Genomic DNA, 19,096 nt, shown 5'->3' on the forward strand with positions numbered 1-19,096 from the left:
AGTGTTGGCAGATCAGCCGACTCTCAGCCAACCTTCGGTGTGGCGGTAGAACGTCGAGCGCCGCACCGTCTTGGGCGCGGGCACGCCATCGTGGATCACCCGGGCACCCGGGGTGCCCAGCTGCGCGGCGCGTCCGGCAACCCAGCGGCGCGGCCGGCCACGTTCCGACAGCACGCTTGCACGCAGTCCCGGCATGGCCAGTGTGGGCTCGACGCGGACGCCCGGTGCCTCGCCGTCGAACAGAACGCAGTCGTCGACGATGGCTTCACCCTGCAATGGCTTTCCGTCGACTCCGTGCCACTGCGCGGCGCTGACCAGAACCGTGCCGGTCTCGTCGCGGATCAGCGGGACACGCCGGGCCGAGGCGCGCAGGGCACGCCGGGCGGACCAGCTGCCGGTGGCGACGGCGACCTCGACGTCGAGTCGGTCGGTACGCAGCAACGCGGTGAGCACGGCGGACAACTCCGCGTCGCCGCCGCTCACGACCAGTCTGCGGTGGGCGCCGAGTTCATCGATGTCGACCCGCGGCAGGCCGCGGAGCGGGCGCGGAACGGGCGCCGCGCCGAGCACCGCGACCCCATGTGAGGCGGTCAAAACTGCTCCTCGCGGTCAAGAAAATGTGTTCCCGGCGTGAGCTGGGATAAGGTGACCTACCGGCTGCACCACACTAGTGCGGAAGATTAGGCGGGAGATTACGCCATGCCGGCAATCGTCCTCATCGGCGCCCAATGGGGTGACGAGGGCAAAGGTAAAGCCACCGATCTACTCGGTGGTCGCGTGCAGTGGGTAGTTCGCTACCAGGGAGGCAACAACGCCGGGCATACCGTCGTGCTTCCCACGGGGGAGAACTTCGCACTGCATCTGATCCCCTCGGGCATCCTGACGCCGGGGGTCACCAACGTCATCGGTAACGGTGTGGTGGTCGACCCCGGTGTGCTGCTCACCGAGCTCCAGGGCCTGGATGAGCGCGGCGTCGACACCTCGGGCCTGCTGATCTCCGCCGACGCACATCTGCTGATGCCCTACCACGTCGCGATCGACAAGGTGGTCGAGCGATATGCGGGCAGCAAGAAGATCGGCACCACCGGCCGCGGCATCGGCCCCTGCTACCAGGACAAGATCGCCCGCATCGGCATCCGGGTCGCCGACGTGCTCGATGAGCAGTTGCTCGCCGAAAAGATCGAGGGCGCACTGGAATTCAAAAACCAGGTGCTGGTCAAGATCTACAACCGCAAGGCGCTCGAACCCGCCGAGGTGGTGGAGAACCTGCTCACCCAGGCCGAAGGCTTCAAGCACCGCATCGCCGATTCCAGGCTGCTGCTGAACCAGGCACTGGAAAAGGGCGAGACCGTGCTGCTGGAGGGGTCGCAGGGCACCCTGCTCGACGTCGATCACGGCACCTACCCGTTCGTCACCTCGTCGAATCCGACGGCAGGCGGCGCCGCCGTCGGCTCCGGAATCGGACCGACGCGCATCACCACGGTGCTGGGAATTCTCAAGGCCTACACCACCCGCGTGGGCTCGGGCCCGTTCCCGACCGAACTGTTCGACGAGCACGGCGCCTATCTGGCCAAGACCGGCGGCGAGGTCGGCGTGACCACCGGCCGCGCCCGGCGCTGTGGCTGGTTCGACGCGGTGATCGCGCGCTACGCGACGCGGGTCAACGGCATCACCGACTACTTCCTGACCAAGCTGGATGTGCTGTCCAGCCTGGAGACGGTGCCCGTGTGTGTCGGCTACAAGGTCGACGGCAAGCGCACCAACGAGATGCCCATGACGCAGTCCGACATTCACCGCGCCGAGCCGATCTATGAGGAGCTGCCCGGTTGGTGGGAGGACATCTCCGCCGCGCGTGAGTTCTCCGACCTGCCCGCCAAGGCGCAGGACTATGTGCTGCGGCTGGAAGAGCTTGCCGGCGCACATGTTTCATGCATCGGTGTGGGGCCGGGGCGCGAGCAGACGATCGTGCGACGCGACATCCTGGCGTCTTCATGAGAGACGGGGCGAGTGACCCGAACCCTTACGTCGATCAGCACGGTGGCTTCCCGGTTTTCGAGCCGGCCGATCCCGGGCCGGGTTTCGAGCGGTTTCTGACGGCCATGCGCCGGGCTCAGGACCTGGCAGTCTCGGCCGACCCCGACAGCGACACCTGGGATGACGCGGCCGACCGCGTCGAGGAACTCGTCAAGCTGCTCGATCCGTACCAAGCTGCCGAAGGTGTGGGCCCGGCCAACCGGGTGCCCTCGTTGCCCGGCGCGGGCAGCCTGCTGATGCCGCCGTGGACCATGTCGAAGTTCGAGCCCGAAGGCGTCGAATTGCACGTGCAGTTCAGCCGGTTTCACGTCGGCGGCAACTATGCGGTGCACGGCGGCGTGCTGCCGCTGTTGTTCGACTCGGTGTTCGGCATGGTGATCCACGCTGCGGGCCGCCCGATCAGCCGTACCGCTTTCCTGCACGTGGATTACCGCAAGGTGACTCCCATCGACACCAAGCTCACCGCACGCGGCTGGGTGCGGGAAGCCGAGGGCCGCAAGGCATTCGTGAATGCCGAGCTGCGCGACCCCGACGAGAATCTGCTCGCCGAGGCCAACGGTCTGATGATCAGGCTGCTGCCCGGCCAGCCGTAAGGCTCAGATCGCGGTACGTCCGCCGTCGGCGGGCAGCACTGCGCCGTGGATGAAACTGGCGCTCTCGCTGACCAAAAACCCGATGGTCCTTGCGATTTCAGCGGGATCTGCGACACGTCGTGCCGGAGCCTGGGCGGCGAGCGCGGCAAGGCGGTCGGTGCCGTACTGAGCGGTGGTGCCTTCGGTCAGTGTCGGTCCCGGCGCGACGGCGTTGATCCGGACGCCCTTGGGGCCGTATTCGGCCGCCCACGATTTGGTCAGCAGATTCAGTGCGGCCTTGGAAGATGCGTACACCGCCGCGCCCGCAGTGCCGAACATCGAAACCATGGTGCTGACGTTGACGATCGCGCCGTCTCCTCGCGCGGCCATGGCCGGTGCGACGGCCCCGACGAGAAAGAACGGAACCTTCACGTTGAGGGCGTAGCAGGCGTCGAAGTCATGCTCGGCGATCGCCGCCGTAGGCCCGAAGACCGCGATGGCGGCATTGTTCACCAGGATGTCGATCTGGCCGGCGGTATCGATTGCGCTCTGTGCCAATTCATGTGCGCTGGCCGCATCGGTCAGCGTGGCACCCAGAAAGTCGGCCGTGCCGCCGGCATTACGGATCGCGGACACAACCTGGGCACCGCGGTCCGCGTCTCGACCGCTCGCCAGGACATGAGCGCCGCGTTCAGCGAGATGAAGCGCGGTGGCATGACCGATACCGCTGGTCGCTCCTGTGACCAAGGCGGTTTTCCCACTGAGTGACATCCGGTCATCGTATGGGTGTCGAATATCGGACTCGATTACGCATCGAATCGCGATCTCCCCGCACTTCGCCGCGTCGAGTGTCACCATGGCGCCGTGGTTCAACAACATTTGCACCGCTTGTCGACGCCGCGGGCGGCGGCGCTGGCCGGCGTACTGTTCGCTGTGCTGTTCGGGGTGGCCTTGGTGATGATCCGCACTGCGTTGCCCGAGGGTGCCGAGCCAGGTTCCCAATGGGTCGACGGCGCGACTACCCGATTGCGGGTCGCGGCGGTGTTGATGCCGTTCGCGGGTATCGCGTTCCTGTGGTTCATCGGAGTGGTCCGGGACGGCTTCGGCCGCTACGAGGACCGGTTCTTTTCCTCAGTGTTCCTCGGCAGCGGAATCCTGTTCCTGGCGACCATGTTCGTTTCTTCGGCCGTGGGTGCCGGGCTGATCGCCAGCCGGGCGGGCATTGCCGACGCGACCGCCTACAGTCACGTCGCCACGTTCGGGCAGATGGTGCTGATGGCGTTGAGTAAGACCTACGGCGTCCGGATGGCGGCTGTGTTCATGATGTCGTTGGCGACGATCTGGTTGAAGACCGGCCTGATGCCGCGCCCGCTGGTTTACGCGACTTACCTTGTCGCAGTGGCACTTCTGGTCGCCGGCAACGTCAGCATGTGGATCGTGCTGGCATTCCCGCTCTGGGTGTTCGCGGTCAGTCTGCTGATCCTGATCCGGGCCGGGGTGATCGACCTGCCGGGCGAACGCGAGGAATCCGCGTAGCTCTTGGTGCCATCTGCCTGAAGTCGCGCTCCTATCTCTGGCGGTCGGCACCGGTCGAAACTAGGCCACAAGTGTCGCCAACAAGTGTCGCCAGACCGCCACCGATGTCCTGAGAGATAACGCTCAATCGTGTCGGTGGCCGATGACATAATCGAACACATGTTCGAGTCCGACGCTGATGCCGATGCTGACGCCGGTGCTGACGCCGGTGCGGCGTTGATCGCTGCGATCAGTGCCGGGGCGCGGGCCGAATCAGCAGCGATCGCGGCCCGGTTGGCCGCGATCGGGCAGTTGGATACCCTCCGGGAACACGAGTTGGCCGAGACCATCTTTTGGACCACCGATCCGTTCGAGGAGGTGGCCGCCGAAATCTCGGCGGCGATGCGGATCAGCCGCAGCCGCGCCGGCACCCAGATCCACCACGCCCGAGTGTTGCGCGACAAACTTCCGTTGGTGGCGGCCCGGTTCGCCGCAGGGGACATCGACTATCGGGTGGTGCGCATCATCATCGACCGCACCGAAACCGTGCATGCGTCGGTGTGGGGCCAGCTCGATGAGGCACTCGCGTCGCGGGCACGGACCTGGATGCGGCTTTCTGAACGCAAAATGCGCGAACGAATCGATCAGCAGGTGGCCAAACTCGACGCCAACGGGGTGCGGGTCCCACCCGACCTGACCGAGGATGCGTTCGTTCAGATCGAGCCGGGCAGCCCGGGGCGGGCCACACTGTGGGCCAACATCGACGCAGTGGATGGGGCAGCACTGGATCAGCGCCTCGACGCGCTGGCCAACACCGTGTGTGACAACGATCCACGTACTCATGCGCAGCGTCGCGCCGCGGCGGTCGGGCCGTTGGCCCGCCTCGAAGCGCAGTTGCGGTGCCTGTGCGGGCTACCGGAGTGCCCAGCCGCGCAGAAACGCGCGGCGGCCAATGCGGCGGTGATTCATGTGCTGGCTGAGCAGGCCACCGTGGACGGCACCTCCAACAATCCGGGCTATCTGCCCGGGCATGGCATCCTGCCCGGCCACAGGGTGCGCGACCTGGTGGGCTCGGCCAAACTCAAGCCGCTGCACGTGCCGGCCGCGCGGACTGACACGCCGCAGCGGACCCAACCCACCGAACCGGCCGAACCCAGCCATGCGTCTGAGGCATCCGAGCCATCCGAACCCAACGAGTCCACAGGCAACTCAGAGCCGACCGGATTCACCGGGTCCACCCAACCGGCTGAACCGGCCGACGCATCCGAGTCGCCTGAACTCAGCGCGACCACCCGGTCAAGCGAGGCGACCGAGTTTAGTGAGTCGCGCGGGCCAGCCGAGACGACAGCATCGACTGAACCCAGCGACACCACTGGGACTGACGACCTCAGCGAGCCTGCCGATGCAGGCGAGCCCGGGTATCGCCCATCGGCGGCACTCTCCGAGTTCATCCGGTGGCGCGACCTGACCTGCCGGTTCCCCGGCTGCGACGCCCCCGCCCAGCGCTGCGATATCGACCACAGCGTCCCGTACCCACTGGGGCCCACCCACCCGTCGAACAACAAGCTCTACTGCCGCGCCCATCACTTGCTCAAAACTTTCAGCACCGGCTGGACCGATCGCCAATTACCCGACGGCACAGTGATATTCACCGCACCCACCGGGCACACCTATGTCACCGAACCCCACGGCGCCGCCATGTTCCCAGCATTGGCCACACCCACCGGGGACCTGGACCTGCCCGAACCAGAGGCGCCCCACCCCAACCGCGGCGCGATGATGCCGACCCGCCGCCAAACCCGCGAACAGGACCGCCAAAACCGCATCTCAGAAGAACGCTGGCTACGCGCCGAACTCAACAACGACCTCGAACACGAACGCCAATTCCAAGCCTGGATCGCCGAACACTACGAACCACCCCCACCATTCTGAGTGTTGGCACTGGCGCTACTACGGAATGCCGAGCAGGATTGGCGCATGAGCATGCCGTGGTGGGAGAGGTACATCGGCCTGCCGATGTTGATGCTGCACGACAAGGTCTACAAGGCCACAGATGGCCGGATCGGACACCACATCCCCGGCGGTCCGACGACCCTGATCCTGCACACCGTGGGAGCCAAGACCGGTCAGCAGCGGGCCAGTTCGCTCGCCTACGCCCGTGACGGCGACGACTATCTGGTTGTGGCGTCAAAGGGCGGTGAGCCAACCGCGCCGGGGTGGTATCACAACGTGAAGGCCAACCCGAAGGTCGAGATCAACGTCGGACCGAAGCGGCTGAAAGCGACCGCCAAACCCGTGCTTCCGGACGGGGCCGACTATCCGCGGCTCTGGCAGATCGTCAATGACATGCCAGGCAACAAGGGCCGCTACATCGGATATCAGAAGCGAACGTCGCGGCCGATTCCGGTGATCGTGCTGACGCCCGACGTCACTCCCCGGTGAGCTTCAATGCCGATGCGGGGCACAGTTTGACGGCCTGGCGCGCTTTGTCGATCTGATCGTCGGGCACCTCGTCGACAAGGACTTCGACCACGCCGTCGTCGTCCTGGTCGAAGATGTCCTCGGAGATCATCACGCAGTTGCCCGATGCGATGCAGGCGTCTTGATCTGCTTCTACTTTCATGGCATTCACCACGTTACCGCCAATGATTTCAGCCCGTAGATGAAGTGAAATGACCGGTAGGCGACGTCCTCGAACGGTTCGGCGAGCGCGAGGCTGGGGAACCGGCGCAGCAGGGCGGGGAAGGCGATCCGCATCTCCATGCGGGCCAGCGGGGCACCGAGGCAATGGTGCACGCCGTGACCGAATGCCAGATGTCCGGGCGCGCCCCGGCTGATGTCGAGGACATCGGGGCTGGCGATGAAGTCGGGATCGCGGTTGCCCGCGGGCAGTGAGGCAAAGACCAACTCGCCCGCGGGTATTCGCACGCCGGCGATCTCGACTTCGGTGGTGGTGAAGCGCGGGATGGCGTTCTGCACGATGGACAGCCACCGCAACAGTTCCTCGACGGCGGGGCCGACGGCGTCCGGGTCGTCGCGTACCGCGGTCAGCTGCTCGGGATGGCGCAGCAGTGCCAGGACACCGAGGCCCAGCATGTTCGACGTGGTCTCGTGCCCGGCGAGCAGCAAGAGCCCCGCGATGCCGACCAGTTCGTCGTCGCTCAATTCGGCGCCGTGGTCGCGGACCAACATGCCGAGGATGTCCTCACCTGGATCCTGGCGGGTCCGTCCGACGAGGCCGCGCATGTAGTCACGGCTCTGTTGTTGCAGCGCAAGGCGTTCCGCGATCGGCAGGGACAGGTCGAGCTGGAGCGTCGAGCGGTGCTGGAAGTCGTCGCGGTCTTCGTAGGGCACCCCGAGCAGTTCGCAGATCACCAGCGACGGGATGGGGAGCGCAAAATCGGCCACCAGATCCGACGGCGGACCGGCCGCGGCCATCGCGTCGAGGCGGGCGTCGACGATCTCGACGATCCGAGGTTCCAGACGTTTCATCCGGCGGATGGTGAACTCCGCCGTCAGCATGCGGCGCAACCGTTGATGCTCGGGCGGGTCGAGGCCCAGCAGATTTCCGGCCCGTGCGCTGGCCAACTCTTCGTCGGACATTTCGGGCGCCCCGGGCAGGGTAAAACCCGGTGGTCTGCTGTTCGAGAACCGTTCATGGTCGCCCAGCACCGCCTTGACGTCCTCGTGGCGGGTGATCAGGTACACGGGGTTGCCGAGCGCACTGATGACGGTGCGCACCCCGTGGGATTCACGGATCTCTGCGAGTTCCGGTGTCGGATCGAACGCATTGCGCCGCATGTGAAGTGGTGGCAGCGTGACCGGCTCTGTCATGCTTCGACGCTACGCGCGTCCGAGGAAGTCCCTGATCAGGGAGTTGGTGAGGGCGGGATTCTCCAGCGCGGCCAGGTGTGCGACGCCGTCGAGAACGACGAACTCGGCACCGGGGATGGAATCGGCCATGGCCTTGGTCTCGGAGAGGGGGAAGGTCGCGTCCTCGGCGCCGGCGACGACGAGCACCGGGGTTCGTACCTGCGAGAGCAGGGTCCGCTGATCCGGGCGTCGCGGCACCACGCTTCGCACTGCCCATGCGCTCGAGTCGATGTCAACCCGGTGCGCGGCGTCGCCGACGAATGCGACGACTTCCGGGCGTACGCGCATCGACGTCGGTCCCAGGAACGCCTTGAGCACTGACCGGGTGAGGGGGCCGCGGATGCCGCGGAGCATTTTTGCCGCACGGAGCAGCAGCCCGTACTCAAACCGTTGACGCCTGCCGGCAGCCGACGCCGTGCAGTTCATCAATACGGCCCGGCCGATGCGGCTCGGGTACAACGCCGCGAACGTCCCGCCGATCATTCCGCCCCACGAGTTGCCGACGAAATGCGTGCGTTCGACCCCCACGCCGTCGAGAATGTCGGCAACGGTATCTGCGCATTCGGTGAAACTGAATGGCGCGGTCAGCTTTTCGCTGCGGCCGTGGCCGGGTGGGTCGACCAGGATGACCCGGTGGGTGGTGCCGAACTCCGCTGCCTGCGCGGCCCACATGTCACCCGTCATCAACAGGCTGGGCCAGAACAGGATCGCCTCACCCTGACCGGTGGCCTGAACCCGGAGCCGGCCGAGTCTGGTCGGCAGCGTCAACTCCTCCACGGGCGCCATGGTAGGCAGCGCTAGCTCTCGGCGTGCAGTCCCGGCCACCAGATCCGCGGGCCGATCAGCGTGAACAGCGCCGGGATGATCACCGTGCGGACCACGAATGTGTCCAGCAGGATGCCCAGGCCGACGATGATGCCCAGCTGCGTCAGCACGATCAGCGGCAGCACGCCCAATACGCAGAACACCGCGGCCAGCACCACACCGGCGCTGGTGATCACCGCGCCGGTGGCCGACACCGCCCGCACGATGCCCTGACGGGTGCCGTGTTCGGGCGTCTCCTCGCGGGCCCGGGTCACCAGGAAGATCGTGTAGTCGACGCCGAGAGCCACCAGGAACAGGAAGGCGAACAGGGGAGTGCTGTTGTCCAGGGCCGGGAATCCGAAGATATGGACGCTGGCCCAGCCGCCCAGCCCGAGTGCGGCAACCGCGCTGAGCACCGTGACTCCGACCAGCACCAGTGGCGCGAAGGCCGATCGCAGCAACAGGTAGAGCACCGCAAGCACCACCGCCAGAATCGCCGGGATCACCACCAGCCGGTCGCGCTGGGCTGCTGCGGCGATGTCCCTGGCCTGGGCATCGGATCCGCCGACCAACGCGGTACGGTCGGCTGAATGTACTGAATCCCGCAGTGCGTCAATCGTTTTGAAGGCCTCGTCGGAGGCCGGTTCGGCCGCCAGCACCACCGACCACTGGCTCAGCCCGGTTGGTGACTGACCGACGGGCCCGGCGGAGACGACGCCGGGGGTGTCGTTGATCGCGCGCTGTACCGCACCGGCCTTGGCGGTGGAGGCGATGACGCGAGTGGGGTCGGTCAGACCGCTGGGAAAATGTGCGGCAAGCGTCTCGTATCCGGTCACCGATTCGGCCTGCACCCGGAACTGCTCTGTCTGCGTGAGCCCGATGGGTGTGGCCAGCAGAGCGGTGCACAGCACGGCCAGGCCCGCCAGGGAGGCAACCGCGACGCGGGCAGGCTTGCGCGCCACGGAGTCCGCGATCCGGTGCCAGACACCGCTTTCGGTCAGTGGCGTGGCGCCGACCTGAGGAATGAACGGCCAGAAAAGTCGTTTGCCACACAGCGCGAGCAGCGGCGGCAGCACCACGAGAACGAACACTGCGGCGACGACCAGACCCGATGCGGCCTGCACGCCGAGGCTGCGGTTGCTGGGTGCCGAGGCGAACAGCAAGGTCAACAGGGCCAGCACCACGGTGGCGTTACTGGCAACGATGGCCGGTGCGGCGGCGCGCACCGCCGTCACCAGCGCCTCCCGATGCTGCTCGGTGCGCCCGAGTTCCTCGCGGTAGCGCGAAATCAACAGCAACGCATAGTTGGTGCCTGCGCCGAACACGAGCACGCTCGTGATGCCCGATGTCGACCCGTCCGGGCTCAGGCCCAATCCGGACGCCACGGCGGTCCCGACGACGGCCCCGACGCGATCGGCGAAGGCGATGACCAGCAGCGGTACCAGCCACAGCACCGGCGAACGGTAGGTGACGATGAGCAGCAGCGCCACCACCGCCGCAGTTACCGCCAGCAGCGTGATGTTCGCTCCGGCAAACGAATTGGCGATGTCGGCACCGAAGGCCGGGCCGCCGGTGATCTCCACCCGCAGCCCGGCGGGCAAACCGTCGGTGGCGGTCGCGCGCAGATCCTTGACGGCGTCGTTCAGCGCGAAACCGGACAGCCCGGCCTTCAACGGCACGGTGGCCACCGCGGCCTTGCCGTCGTCGGCCACCACCACGGGTGGCCCGGGCGCATCGGTCATCCGGTTGCGCGCATCCGCGGCGGCGTCGACGTCGCTGCTGGTCAGCTCGCCGCCGTCGGTGCGGGTCAGCACGAGGATCGCCGGTACCTGATCTCCGCCGGGGAAATCGGCCCGCAGGGCATCGGCCCGTGCCGATTCGGCGTCGGCCGGGACGGCGACCGGCGACTGTGAGGCGGCGTCGCCGCCGCTGAGCAGGCCGAGCAGCCCGCCGGAGACCAGTACCACCAACACCGCGAGCCACGCCAGACGCCTAATCACGGTTCAGTGTCGCCTCTTCCAGATCGAGCCCATGCAGCACAGTACGCAGCACTTCGTCGTCGATGTGCCCGGCATCGCGTTCGGCGATGAATGCGTCGCGTTCGGCGGCAAGCATTTCCAGTCGCAGCCGGCGGAATGCGGCCGCCGGGCTCTCCCCGATGTCGTCTTCGCCGCGCCCCAGCCGCTCCCATGCGGCGTTGCGGCGCCGGGTGTTCCATGCTCGCAGCACGTCGGCGGCACGCTCGGGCACATCGTTGCCTGCCGGTTGTTCGGCCAGCAGAGAGTCGAGACGTTCGGCCGCGGCGCGGGCCGCCTTGTCCTGCGCGGCGGCCGTGGCGATCGCATCGCTGTGCGCCTCGTTGCCCTGAGCATCGAGCACCCGGATGAACCACGGCAGCGTCAGGCCGTGCAGCAGCAGTGTTCCGACCACGACAACGAAGGTGAGGAACACCAATTGCGGGCGGCCGGGGAACGGATCGCCGGCCAGCGTGGTGGCGGGAACGCCGAATGCCGCGGCGAGTGACACCACGCCGCGCATGCCGGCCCACGCCACCACGAACACCTGCCCGGCCGGCGGGGCGGGCTCGTGGGAGCAGAGCCGTTTGGACAACATCCGGGGCACATAGGTGGACGCGAAGACCCAGACGATGCGGACGCCGATCACCGCGGCGAGAACCGCCGCCGACGAGATGGCCAGCGTGGCCGCCGAGATGCCGGACAGTTCGCTGATCACCTTGGGCAGTTGCAGGCCGATCAGCAGGAACGCGAAGGACTCCAGGATCAGCTGCAGGGCCTTCCACACCGCCTTGTCCTGCAGTCGGGTGGCGTAACTGGCCTGCGTCTCGCGCTGACCCAGCAACAACGCCGCCACCACGACGGCCAGCACGCCCGAGCCGTGGATCTCCTCGGCCAGCAGGTAGATGAAGAACGGCGCCACCAGACCGATCGCGCTCTCGACCAGAGGATCGTCGAGCCGGGTGCGGATGAAATGCACCACCATCCCGAGCACGCCGCCGACCACGATGCCGCCGACCGCGGCCAGCGCGAAGGTCGCCAGGCCGCTGCCCCAGGACGCCGCCGTCCCGATCGCCGCACCGAGCGCCACCTTGTAGGCGGTCAGCGCGGTGGCGTCGTTGAGCAGGCTTTCCCCGCCGAGCAGTGTCATGGTGCGTCGGGGCAGGCCGAGCCGGCGGCCGACGGCGGTGGCCGATACGGCGTCAGGTGGGGCCACGATGGCGCCGAGGGTCAGGGCCGCGGCGACGGTGAGTTCGGGGACGGTCTCGTAGGCGACGATGCCGACGACGAAGGTGGTGGCCAGTGGCAATCCGACGGCGAGCAGCCCGATGGGCCGGATGTTGCGGCGCAGCGCCACGTAGCTGCTCTCCAGACCGGCCGACCACAGCAGCGGAGGCAGGATCACGAACAGCACCAGTTCGGGATCCAGGTGGACGTCGTCGAATCCGGGCAGCGCGCTGCCGGCCAATCCCGCCACCACCAGCGCCAACGGCGCAGAGACGTCGAAACGGCGGGCGACGGCGGCCAGCAGTACCGCGGCGACCAGGGCCGCTAGGAGTGAGGCACCCACGTTGTCGTTCCTCCTTCGTGTGCCGTGCCTATCCTTGATCAACATGTTGAGGAGATCACGTCGGCGTCTGCAGAATCCGGCGCCTCGCACCTGCGCGCATCTCGATGAGGAGGTCGACGACCCGCAACCGTTGACCCCCGGACAGTGCCAGGAATGCGAGGAGCTCGGCGAGAGCAGCTGGGCACACTTACGGATGTGCATGGCGTGCGGCCACGTCGGTTGCTGTGACTCCAGCCCGCATCAGCATGCCACCAAGCATTTTCAGAAGAGCGGTCATCCGGTGATGCGCTCGGCGGAACCCGGGGAGAGTTGGCGTTGGTGCTATATCGACCATCGAGTCGGGTGACGATCTGGCAGGCTGGTGCGTGCGATGAGTGAATCGATAGAAGACGCGCAGCCCGCCGGGAAGACAACTGTCCTGGCCGATGATCAGGTCGACGCCGACAAACCCACCGAGCCCGCCGCGACGGTGCTGCTGCTGGGTTCCGGTGACCTGAGCCGTGAGCTCGCGCTGGCGTTCCAGCGGCTGGGCAGTGTCGTGGTGGCCGCCGACCGGTACTACGCGCCCGCGCACGGTGTCGCCGACCGCTCGGCGGTGATCAAGATGAACGACGCCGAAGAACTCACCGCGCTGATCGAGCGGGAGAAGCCGCGTTACGTGGTCGCCGAGTCCGGCGTCATCGCCGCCGACGCGCTGGTCGCGGTGGCCGAGCGGGGCGACATCGAGGTGCTGCCGGCACCGCGCAGCATCCGGCTCAGCCAGGATCGCGAGGGTCTGCGCCGGCTGGCGTCGGACGAGCTGGGCCTGCCGACCGTGCCGTTCTGGTTCGCCGGGTCGGCCGAGGAGCTGACCGCGGTGGCCGAGCATGCCGGTTTCCCGTTGGTGGTCAAGCCGGTGGTGGGCGCGCAGCGCGACGGTGAGTCGGTGCTGCTGCGTCCCGACGACGTCGAACCGGCCTGGCAGCGGGCCACCACCGCCGGCCACATCGCCCAGACCCGGGTGCTGGCCGAGTCCGTCGTCGAGGTCGAGTACGAGATCACGATGCTGACCGTGCGCACCACCGGGCCGACCGGTCCCGGCGTGCAGTTCTGTGAGCCGATCGGGCACCGCCAGGTCGGGACGGACGTGCTGGAGTCCTGGCAGCCCCAGCCGCTGACGCCGGCCGCGCTGGATGCCGCGAAGTCCATCTCCGCGCGCATCGTCAACTCACTGGGCGGGCGCGGGGTTTTCGGCGTCGAGCTGCTGGTCCAGGGTGACGACGTGTACTTCTCCGATGTGCGGATCCGTCCGCACGACAGCGGATTGGTGACCCTGCGGTCGCAGCGCTTGTCCGAGTTCGAGATGCATGCCAGGGCCATCCTCGGTCTGGCCGTGGACACCATCATGATCTCCCCGGCGGCTGCCGAGGTCACCTACGGTGGGGCCGACGCCGGTGAGCCGTCCGCCGACATCGGCACGGTGCTGGCCGAAGCGCTGGCCACCTCCGAGAGCGATGTGCGCTTGTTCGGTCGCCCGGGTGAGTCCGACGCTCCGCGTCGTCTCGGGGTCGCGCTGGCCACCGCGCCCGACGTGATCATCGCCCGCGACCGTGCCCGACGGGTCGGCAGCGCGCTGCGCAAGCTGTGGTAGGCCGTGATGGCTGACGAGGCGGACGAAACCGAAGACAGGCCGACGATGGCGCCCTTCCTGGGCGCGCTGGCCGTCATTGTGCTCGTGGTGATCGTTGTCGTCCTGCTCAACGTCTTCGGCGCCGACGGCCGCAGCGAGGAGCAGAAGGTGAGCCTCGCGGCGGTCGGCCAGAACGACGCGCTGCAGCGGGAGAATTTCGGTGAATTCTCCGATCACACCTGCACCGCCCAGCGCGGCACCGAGGCAGATTTCATTGCCCGCCAGCGTGATTCAGTCGCCAAGCAGGGCGCGCGGTATGTCGATGACGTGACCGCTGTGCACATCGAAGGGGAGCGGGCCACCGCGACGGTGGTCTACCACTACGGCAATACCCCCGACGCCAAGGTGAACACCGAGACGACCTTCGTGCGTGAGGACGGCCAATGGCGCGTCTGCTCGAGTATGGGAGACTCACGGCCGTGAGCTATGCGGGAGACATCACGCCTGAGGAGGCCTGGAAACTTCTGAGTGAGAACTCCGAGGCCGTGCTGGTGGACTGTCGGACCGACGCCGAATGGCGCTTCGTCGGTGTGCCGGACCTGTCCAGCCTTCAGCGTGACGTGGTGTACGTGGAATGGAACCGGAACGACGGCAGCCACAACGATGCGTTCGTCGACGATCTTCAAGCGTCGGGAGTGACGCCCGGCGAGCGACCTGTGGTCTTCCTGTGTCGCTCCGGCAACCGTTCGATCGGCGCTGCCGAGGCCGCCACCGCGGCCGGGATCGCACCGTCCTACAACGTGCTCGACGGGTTCGAGGGCAATCTCGACGAGAACCGCCACCGTGGTAGCACCGGGTGGAAGGCGGTCGGCCTGCCATGGAAACAGAGCTAGGGGCAGTCATGAGCGGCGACATTCCCTCGGTCCGTATCCCCGCTGCCCTGCCCGACGGCGTCAGCCAGGCCACCATCGGCGTGCGCGGCGGCCTGCTGCGGTCGGAGTTCGAGGAGACCGCCGAGGCGATGTACCTGACTTCGGGGTACGTCTACGAATCCGCATCCGCGGCGGAGAAGGCGTTCACCGGCGAGATCGACCGCTTCGTCTACTCCCGCTACGGCAACCCGACCATCTCGATGTTCGAGGAACGGTTGCGGCTCATCGAAGACGCGCCTGCCTGCTTCGCCACCGCCACCGGCATGGCGGCGGTGTTCACCGCGCTCGGTGCGTTGTTGGGTGCCGGCGACCGTCTGGTGGCCGCCCGCAGCCTGTTCGGCTCGTGCTTCGTGGTGTGCAGCGAAATCCTGCCGCGTTGGGGCGTGGAGACGGTGTTCGTCGACGGCGACGATCTGTCGCAGTGGGAGCAGGCACTGTCGGTGCCGACCCAGGCGGTGTTCTTCGAGACGCCGTCCAACCCCATGCAGTCCCTGGTCGACATCGCCGCGGTGTCCGAGCTGGCCCATGCCGCAGGCGCGAAGGTGGTGCTGGACAACGTCTTTGCCACTCCGCTGCTGCAGCAGGGCATTCCGCTCGGCGCCGACGTGGTGGTGTACTCGGGCACCAAGCACATCGACGGGCAGGGCCGCGTGCTCGGCGGGGCGATCCTGGGTGACAAGGAGTACATCGACGGCCCGGTGCAGAAGCTCATGCGCCACACCGGCCCGGCGATCAGTGCGTTCAATGCCTGGACGTTACTGAAAGGCCTTGAGACACTTGCTGTCCGGGTGGACTATTCAAACCGTTCGGCCCATCGGATCGCCGAGTTCCTGGAGGCCAAGGCCGGCGTGAACTGGGTGAAATATCCGTTCCTGGAATCACATCCGCAATACGACCTGGCCAAGCGGCAGATGCGTGGCGGCGGCACCGTCGTCACCTTCGAGCTCGATGGCGGCAAGGACCGGGCGTTCGAGGTGCTCGACAAACTGCGCGTGGTCGACATCTCCAACAACCTGGGCGACGCCAAGACGTTGATCACCCACCCGGCCACCACCACGCACCGGGCCATGGGACCCGAGGGCCGGGCCGCGATCGGGCTGGGCGACGGCGTGGTGCGCATCTCGATCGGCCTGGAAGGCACCGAGGACCTGATCGCCGACCTGGACCAGGCGCTGGGTTAGCACGTGTCACGCGGATCCGACGCGAAGAAGGCCCGCCGCCGCAAGCGGCAGGCCGACCGGAGCGTGAACCGGGTGTCGGCGGAGTCCGTCGAGCAGTTGGCCGACATCCCCGACGCCGTCGTCGCCGATCTGGCCGAGTTCGACGAGCGAATCACCGCCCGCGGCTGGACTTTTGACGAGGAAGAGTCAAACGACGACTTCGCGGTGTGGTTCTACGAGCCGTCCGGGGCCCAAGTGGAAGACGGCCTCGCGGTGACCTCGCTGTGGCTGGATGCGGCCGAGGACGGCGAGATCGTGCGGGTGGTGTTCGTCGGCAGCGTCGAGCGCTATGAGTTCACCCATGAGGAATTGCGCGGCGGCGCCCTCGACGTCATCGAGGGCTACCGCGCCGGTCAGCCGCTGCCGAAGTTCTAGCTTTCGATGACGCCCTGGGCGGTCTGGGCCCGGTCCTCGTAGCTCTTGCGCTTGGCGGCGTCGAACTCCAGGAACACGTTGTCCAGGCCCAGCTTCTTGTTCATCCAGCGCCGGCCCTTGGGCGGCAGCATCTGCGCGGCCTGGGCGGTGAACCGCAGCGGTGGGGGTACCGACACGTGGGTCTTGGGCTTGTTGAGCGTCTTGACGATCGCGGCCGCGATGTCTTCGGGCTCGACGGGCTTGATCGCCCCGCTGGACTTGGTGCCCGAGATCAGATCGGTGTTGGTGAACGGCGGCATGACCACGGAGACGTCGACCCCGTGCGGGGCCATCTCGTCGGCCAACGCGGTGGTCAGCCCGACGACGGCGTACTTGGCGCCGACGTAGACCACCTGGCCCGGCAGCGGGATGAGTCCCGACAGCGAGGCGATGTTGATGACGTGCCCGCGGCGGCGTTTCACCATCTCGGGCAGCGCCAGCTGGCACCCGGTGAGCACGCCGTACACGTTGACCTCGATGGAGGATCGGATCGACTGCTCGGACTGATCCAGGAAGGGCCCGATCGGCATGACGCCTGCGTTGTTGATCAGCACGTCGATGTGTCCACCGCCGTCGGTGCGGGCCTTGTCCAGGAACGTCGCGAAGGACTCCCGGTCGGTGACGTCGAGCGGGTAGCCGGACACCGGGCCGAGCTTGGTCAGCTCGACGACGGCCGATTCCTGAAGTGCCACGTCACGGTCGCCGATGACGACGCGGGCGCCACGTGCCAGCAGGGCCTTGGCGGTGGCGTAACCGATGCCGCGGGCGCCGCCGGTGATCGCGATGGTCTTGCCCCTGATGTTGTCCATGGCGGCGAACTTTACACGTGTCAAGTTTTGCGCGGAAGGGGGTTGTCGGACCGGCTTGGCAGACTCGGATCTGATCGCCGTTGCGCGTAATCTGCAACTATTCGTCGGAAGGAGGTGCGCTGTGACCGACCTCGCGCACCTACCGCGTGGCCTGCTGAGCTTGGAGCAGTGGGACGCGCTGGAACTCGACCCGACGCGACGGTGGGAGCTCAGTGAGGGGACTCTCATCATGTCGCCCCGTCCGCAACTAGGGCACCAACGCATCTCGAAACGACTTGTCCGCCTCCTCGACGATCACCTGCCGGATGGGCTCGAAGCGTTTCCCGAGATCGAGGTGATAACGAACGCCACGTTCCCGCCGAGCGTGCGTGACCCTGACATCGTCGTGATTCCGGACGCAGTCGAGCGGCGCCTTGCCCGCGTCCCGGCAGCCGATGTTGCCCTCGTCGTCGAGATCGTGTCGCCGGGATCGCGTGGAACGGACCACGTGATGAAGCTGCACGAGTACGCCAAGGCAGGCATACCGAACTACTGGATCGTCGATCCCGACGCGCCGGCCCAGGACCGCTTCATCGCCTACCGCCTCGACGGCGAGATCTATCGACAGGTTGAGGTGTACGACGGAGCCCGGATCCGGGTGCACCAGCCCGCCGAGATGGCATTTTCGCTAGACGTGCTGACTGGCGACTAGCGCCCTGGGCCATATTCCCGATCACCCGGTTCGACCCTGAGACTGCCAAATGTCCGTGGCGCCGAACCTCACACGTGCCAAGTTTGGTGCGGGAGGGGGTGGATCGGGCCCCTGGCGGCCGCTTCGCGCCTACCGTTCGGGATAGCAGGGAGGCTGACATGGAGATCAAGGGTGCACTGGCAGTGGTGACCGGTGCCGCGGGCGGCCTCGGCAGCGCGATCGCACGTGCACTACACGCCCGTGGAGCCCGGCTCATCCTCACCGGCCTGCGCGAGGAGCCGCTTGCGGCGCTGGCGTCGCGGCTGGCAGGGACACAAATCGTCGTCGCCGATCTGGCTGATCGTGCGCAGGTGGCCCAACTGGGGACTCAGCTCTCCGACGCCGACATCGTCGTGGCCAACGCGGCGGTACCTGCGACGGGCAAGCTCGACGATTTCACGCCCGAGCAGCTAGACCGCGCCCTCGATGTGAATCTGCGGGCGCCGATGCTGCTCACCCAGCAACTACTGCCGGGGATGCTGGGCCGCCGACGGGGCCATTTCGTATTCATCTCGTCGATCGCGGGCAAGGTTCCGTCGGCGCGGGTGCCCATCTACTCGGCCACAAAGGCAGGGCTGCGCGGGTTCTCCGGGTCGTTGCGGCTCGATCTGCACGGGTCCGGCGTCAGCTCCTCGGTCGTCTTTCCGGGAACGATGACCGATGCCGGGATGCTCGCGGATGCCGGGCTCCCAGCGAATCCCGGTTCGAAAGGCATCACTACGGATTTCGTGGCACGTGGTGTCATCACCGCCATCGAAAAGGACCGAGCTGAAGTCGACGCGGCCGAGCTGCCGGTCCGGATCGTGGCCCGGCTTGCGGGCCTGGCGCCCCAGCTTACGGCGCGGCTGACCCGGCGCGACGATGCCGTCGCCTGGGGTGATCGGGTGAGTCAGGGTCTACGGCATCTCCGCTGAGGGGATTTCGATCACGCTGATCGTGGTTGGAATGACTCGGCCTGATCTGCGTTGGAAGTGCCGTGGGTATCGAAACGGTGGTTAA

21 protein-coding genes are annotated in these 19,096 nt (G+C 67.1%); 13 read left to right on the forward strand and 8 right to left on the reverse strand.

Features of this window, described 5'->3' with window-relative positions; translation table 11 throughout:
• Positions 1-12: 12 nt before the first annotated feature.
• Complete coding sequence (locus QQ25_RS03915) at positions 13-594, reverse strand: hypothetical protein (protein ID WP_039377303.1); 582 nt, start codon at positions 592-594, stop codon at positions 13-15.
• 105 nt (positions 595-699) lie between these two features.
• Between QQ25_RS03915 and QQ25_RS03920 the strand changes: the two genes are divergently transcribed.
• Both QQ25_RS03920 and QQ25_RS03925 read left to right on the forward strand, forming a co-directional pair.
• Positions 700-1,995, forward strand: a complete 1,296-nt coding sequence (locus QQ25_RS03920) for an adenylosuccinate synthase (RefSeq protein ID WP_039313635.1) — start codon at positions 700-702, stop codon at positions 1,993-1,995.
• Positions 1,992-2,627 carry a PaaI family thioesterase gene (locus QQ25_RS03925; RefSeq protein WP_039377305.1) on the forward strand — a complete coding sequence of 212 codons (636 nt, stop codon included), beginning with the start codon at positions 1,992-1,994 and terminating at the stop codon, positions 2,625-2,627. The genes QQ25_RS03920 and QQ25_RS03925 overlap by 4 nt, the downstream gene beginning before the upstream one ends.
• A 3-nt stretch (positions 2,628-2,630) precedes the next feature.
• Here QQ25_RS03925 and QQ25_RS03930 read toward each other — a convergent pair whose 3' ends face one another.
• A complete protein-coding gene (locus QQ25_RS03930; RefSeq protein ID WP_039377768.1) occupies positions 2,631-3,377 on the reverse strand; it encodes an SDR family NAD(P)-dependent oxidoreductase in 747 nt (248 codons plus the stop codon).
• A gap of 93 nt (positions 3,378-3,470) precedes the next feature.
• Between QQ25_RS03930 and QQ25_RS03935 the strand changes: the two genes are divergently transcribed.
• The 3 genes from QQ25_RS03935 (at position 3,471) to QQ25_RS03945 (ending at position 6,563) form a co-directional block, all read left to right on the forward strand.
• Positions 3,471-4,142, forward strand: coding sequence for a hypothetical protein (locus tag QQ25_RS03935; RefSeq protein ID WP_409370963.1), 672 nt, complete (start codon positions 3,471-3,473; stop codon positions 4,140-4,142).
• A gap of 159 nt (positions 4,143-4,301) precedes the next feature.
• A complete protein-coding gene (locus QQ25_RS31255) occupies positions 4,302-6,053 on the forward strand; it encodes an HNH endonuclease signature motif containing protein (RefSeq protein WP_039377771.1) in 1,752 nt (583 codons plus the stop codon).
• A gap of 51 nt (positions 6,054-6,104) precedes the next feature.
• Complete coding sequence (locus QQ25_RS03945) at positions 6,105-6,563, forward strand: nitroreductase family deazaflavin-dependent oxidoreductase (protein WP_082017426.1); 459 nt, start codon at positions 6,105-6,107, stop codon at positions 6,561-6,563.
• On the opposite strand, the gene QQ25_RS03950 is transcribed toward QQ25_RS03945, so the two are convergent.
• Genes QQ25_RS03950 through QQ25_RS03970 form a run of 5 tightly spaced genes read right to left on the reverse strand, consistent with a single transcriptional unit; the run spans position 6,550 to position 12,383 of the window.
• A complete protein-coding gene (locus QQ25_RS03950) occupies positions 6,550-6,744 on the reverse strand; it encodes a ferredoxin (RefSeq protein ID WP_039313647.1) in 195 nt (64 codons plus the stop codon). The two genes, QQ25_RS03945 and QQ25_RS03950, sit on opposite strands and share 14 nt — an antisense overlap.
• Positions 6,745-6,749: 5 nt before the next feature.
• A complete protein-coding gene (locus QQ25_RS03955; protein WP_039377307.1) occupies positions 6,750-7,955 on the reverse strand; it encodes a cytochrome P450 in 1,206 nt (401 codons plus the stop codon).
• A gap of 9 nt (positions 7,956-7,964) precedes the next feature.
• Positions 7,965-8,780, reverse strand: a complete 816-nt coding sequence (locus QQ25_RS03960; RefSeq protein WP_039377311.1) for an alpha/beta fold hydrolase — start codon at positions 8,778-8,780, stop codon at positions 7,965-7,967.
• Between the two features lie 11 nt (positions 8,781-8,791).
• The gene (locus QQ25_RS03965; protein WP_039377312.1) at positions 8,792-10,798 is read right to left on the reverse strand and encodes an MMPL family transporter; all 2,007 of its coding nucleotides are present in this window, start codon (positions 10,796-10,798) and stop codon (positions 8,792-8,794) included.
• Entirely contained in the window at positions 10,791-12,383 is a 1,593-nt protein-coding gene (locus tag QQ25_RS03970; protein ID WP_039313656.1) for a Na+/H+ antiporter, read from the reverse strand. Before QQ25_RS03970 ends, QQ25_RS03965 begins: the two co-directional genes overlap by 8 nt.
• A gap of 43 nt (positions 12,384-12,426) precedes the next feature.
• Here QQ25_RS03970 and QQ25_RS30025 point away from each other — a divergent pair, with 43 nt between their 5' ends.
• Genes QQ25_RS30025 through QQ25_RS03995 form a run of 6 tightly spaced genes read left to right on the forward strand, consistent with a single transcriptional unit; the run spans position 12,427 to position 16,519 of the window.
• Positions 12,427-12,729: a UBP-type zinc finger domain-containing protein gene (locus tag QQ25_RS30025; RefSeq protein ID WP_082017427.1), complete on the forward strand. Its 303-nt coding sequence runs from the start codon at positions 12,427-12,429 to the stop codon at positions 12,727-12,729.
• Positions 12,730-12,753: 24 nt separating this feature from the next.
• Positions 12,754-14,013, forward strand: coding sequence for a formate-dependent phosphoribosylglycinamide formyltransferase (gene purT, locus QQ25_RS03975; RefSeq protein ID WP_039313997.1), 1,260 nt, complete (start codon positions 12,754-12,756; stop codon positions 14,011-14,013).
• Positions 14,014-14,019: 6 nt separating this feature from the next.
• A complete protein-coding gene (locus QQ25_RS03980) occupies positions 14,020-14,475 on the forward strand; it encodes an Rv0361 family membrane protein (RefSeq protein ID WP_039377316.1) in 456 nt (151 codons plus the stop codon).
• Entirely contained in the window at positions 14,472-14,885 is a 414-nt protein-coding gene (locus tag QQ25_RS03985; protein ID WP_039313661.1) for a rhodanese-like domain-containing protein, read from the forward strand. Before QQ25_RS03980 ends, QQ25_RS03985 begins: the two co-directional genes overlap by 4 nt.
• A gap of 8 nt (positions 14,886-14,893) precedes the next feature.
• Entirely contained in the window at positions 14,894-16,105 is a 1,212-nt protein-coding gene (locus QQ25_RS03990) for an O-succinylhomoserine sulfhydrylase (protein ID WP_082017400.1), read from the forward strand.
• A 3-nt stretch (positions 16,106-16,108) separates the two neighbouring features.
• The gene (locus tag QQ25_RS03995) at positions 16,109-16,519 is read left to right on the forward strand and encodes a hypothetical protein (RefSeq protein ID WP_039313667.1); all 411 of its coding nucleotides are present in this window, start codon (positions 16,109-16,111) and stop codon (positions 16,517-16,519) included.
• On the opposite strand, the gene QQ25_RS04000 is transcribed toward QQ25_RS03995, so the two are convergent.
• Entirely contained in the window at positions 16,516-17,367 is an 852-nt protein-coding gene (locus tag QQ25_RS04000) for an SDR family oxidoreductase (RefSeq protein ID WP_039377319.1), read from the reverse strand. The genes QQ25_RS03995 and QQ25_RS04000 overlap by 4 nt on opposite strands.
• Before the next feature lie 121 nt (positions 17,368-17,488).
• Here QQ25_RS04000 and QQ25_RS04005 point away from each other — a divergent pair, with 121 nt between their 5' ends.
• Both QQ25_RS04005 and QQ25_RS04010 read left to right on the forward strand, forming a co-directional pair.
• Positions 17,489-18,058, forward strand: coding sequence for a Uma2 family endonuclease (locus tag QQ25_RS04005; RefSeq protein ID WP_039313671.1), 570 nt, complete (start codon positions 17,489-17,491; stop codon positions 18,056-18,058).
• Between the two features lie 158 nt (positions 18,059-18,216).
• Positions 18,217-19,011 (forward strand): SDR family NAD(P)-dependent oxidoreductase, encoded by a 795-nt coding sequence (locus QQ25_RS04010; RefSeq protein ID WP_039313674.1) that lies wholly within the window; start codon positions 18,217-18,219, stop codon positions 19,009-19,011.
• Positions 19,012-19,096 lie beyond the last annotated feature (85 nt).

It is taken from the genome of Mycolicibacterium setense (assembly GCF_000805385.1).
In the GTDB taxonomy this organism is placed as follows: domain Bacteria; phylum Actinomycetota; class Actinomycetes; order Mycobacteriales; family Mycobacteriaceae; genus Mycobacterium; species Mycobacterium setense.

Coding starts and splice junctions, on each gene's coding strand:
- QQ25_RS03920 (WP_039313635.1), top strand. CDS start 700: ATGCCGGCAATCGTCCTCATCGGCGCCCAATGGGGTGACGAGGGCAAA.
- QQ25_RS03925 (WP_039377305.1), top strand. CDS start 1,992: ATGAGAGACGGGGCGAGTGACCCGAACCCTTACGTCGATCAGCACGGT.
- QQ25_RS03930 (WP_039377768.1), bottom strand. CDS start 3,377: ATGTCACTCAGTGGGAAAACCGCCTTGGTCACAGGAGCGACCAGCGGT.
- QQ25_RS31255 (WP_039377771.1), top strand. CDS start 4,302: ATGTTCGAGTCCGACGCTGATGCCGATGCTGACGCCGGTGCTGACGCC.
- QQ25_RS03945 (WP_082017426.1), top strand. CDS start 6,105: ATGCCGTGGTGGGAGAGGTACATCGGCCTGCCGATGTTGATGCTGCAC.
- QQ25_RS03950 (WP_039313647.1), bottom strand. CDS start 6,744: ATGAAAGTAGAAGCAGATCAAGACGCCTGCATCGCATCGGGCAACTGC.
- QQ25_RS03955 (WP_039377307.1), bottom strand. CDS start 7,955: ATGACAGAGCCGGTCACGCTGCCACCACTTCACATGCGGCGCAATGCG.
- QQ25_RS03960 (WP_039377311.1), bottom strand. CDS start 8,780: ATGGCGCCCGTGGAGGAGTTGACGCTGCCGACCAGACTCGGCCGGCTC.
- QQ25_RS30025 (WP_082017427.1), top strand. CDS start 12,427: ATGTTGAGGAGATCACGTCGGCGTCTGCAGAATCCGGCGCCTCGCACC.
- purT (WP_039313997.1), top strand. CDS start 12,754: ATGAGTGAATCGATAGAAGACGCGCAGCCCGCCGGGAAGACAACTGTC.
- QQ25_RS03980 (WP_039377316.1), top strand. CDS start 14,020: ATGGCTGACGAGGCGGACGAAACCGAAGACAGGCCGACGATGGCGCCC.
- QQ25_RS03990 (WP_082017400.1), top strand. CDS start 14,894: ATGAGCGGCGACATTCCCTCGGTCCGTATCCCCGCTGCCCTGCCCGAC.
- QQ25_RS04000 (WP_039377319.1), bottom strand. CDS start 17,367: ATGGACAACATCAGGGGCAAGACCATCGCGATCACCGGCGGCGCCCGC.
- QQ25_RS04010 (WP_039313674.1), top strand. CDS start 18,217: ATGGAGATCAAGGGTGCACTGGCAGTGGTGACCGGTGCCGCGGGCGGC.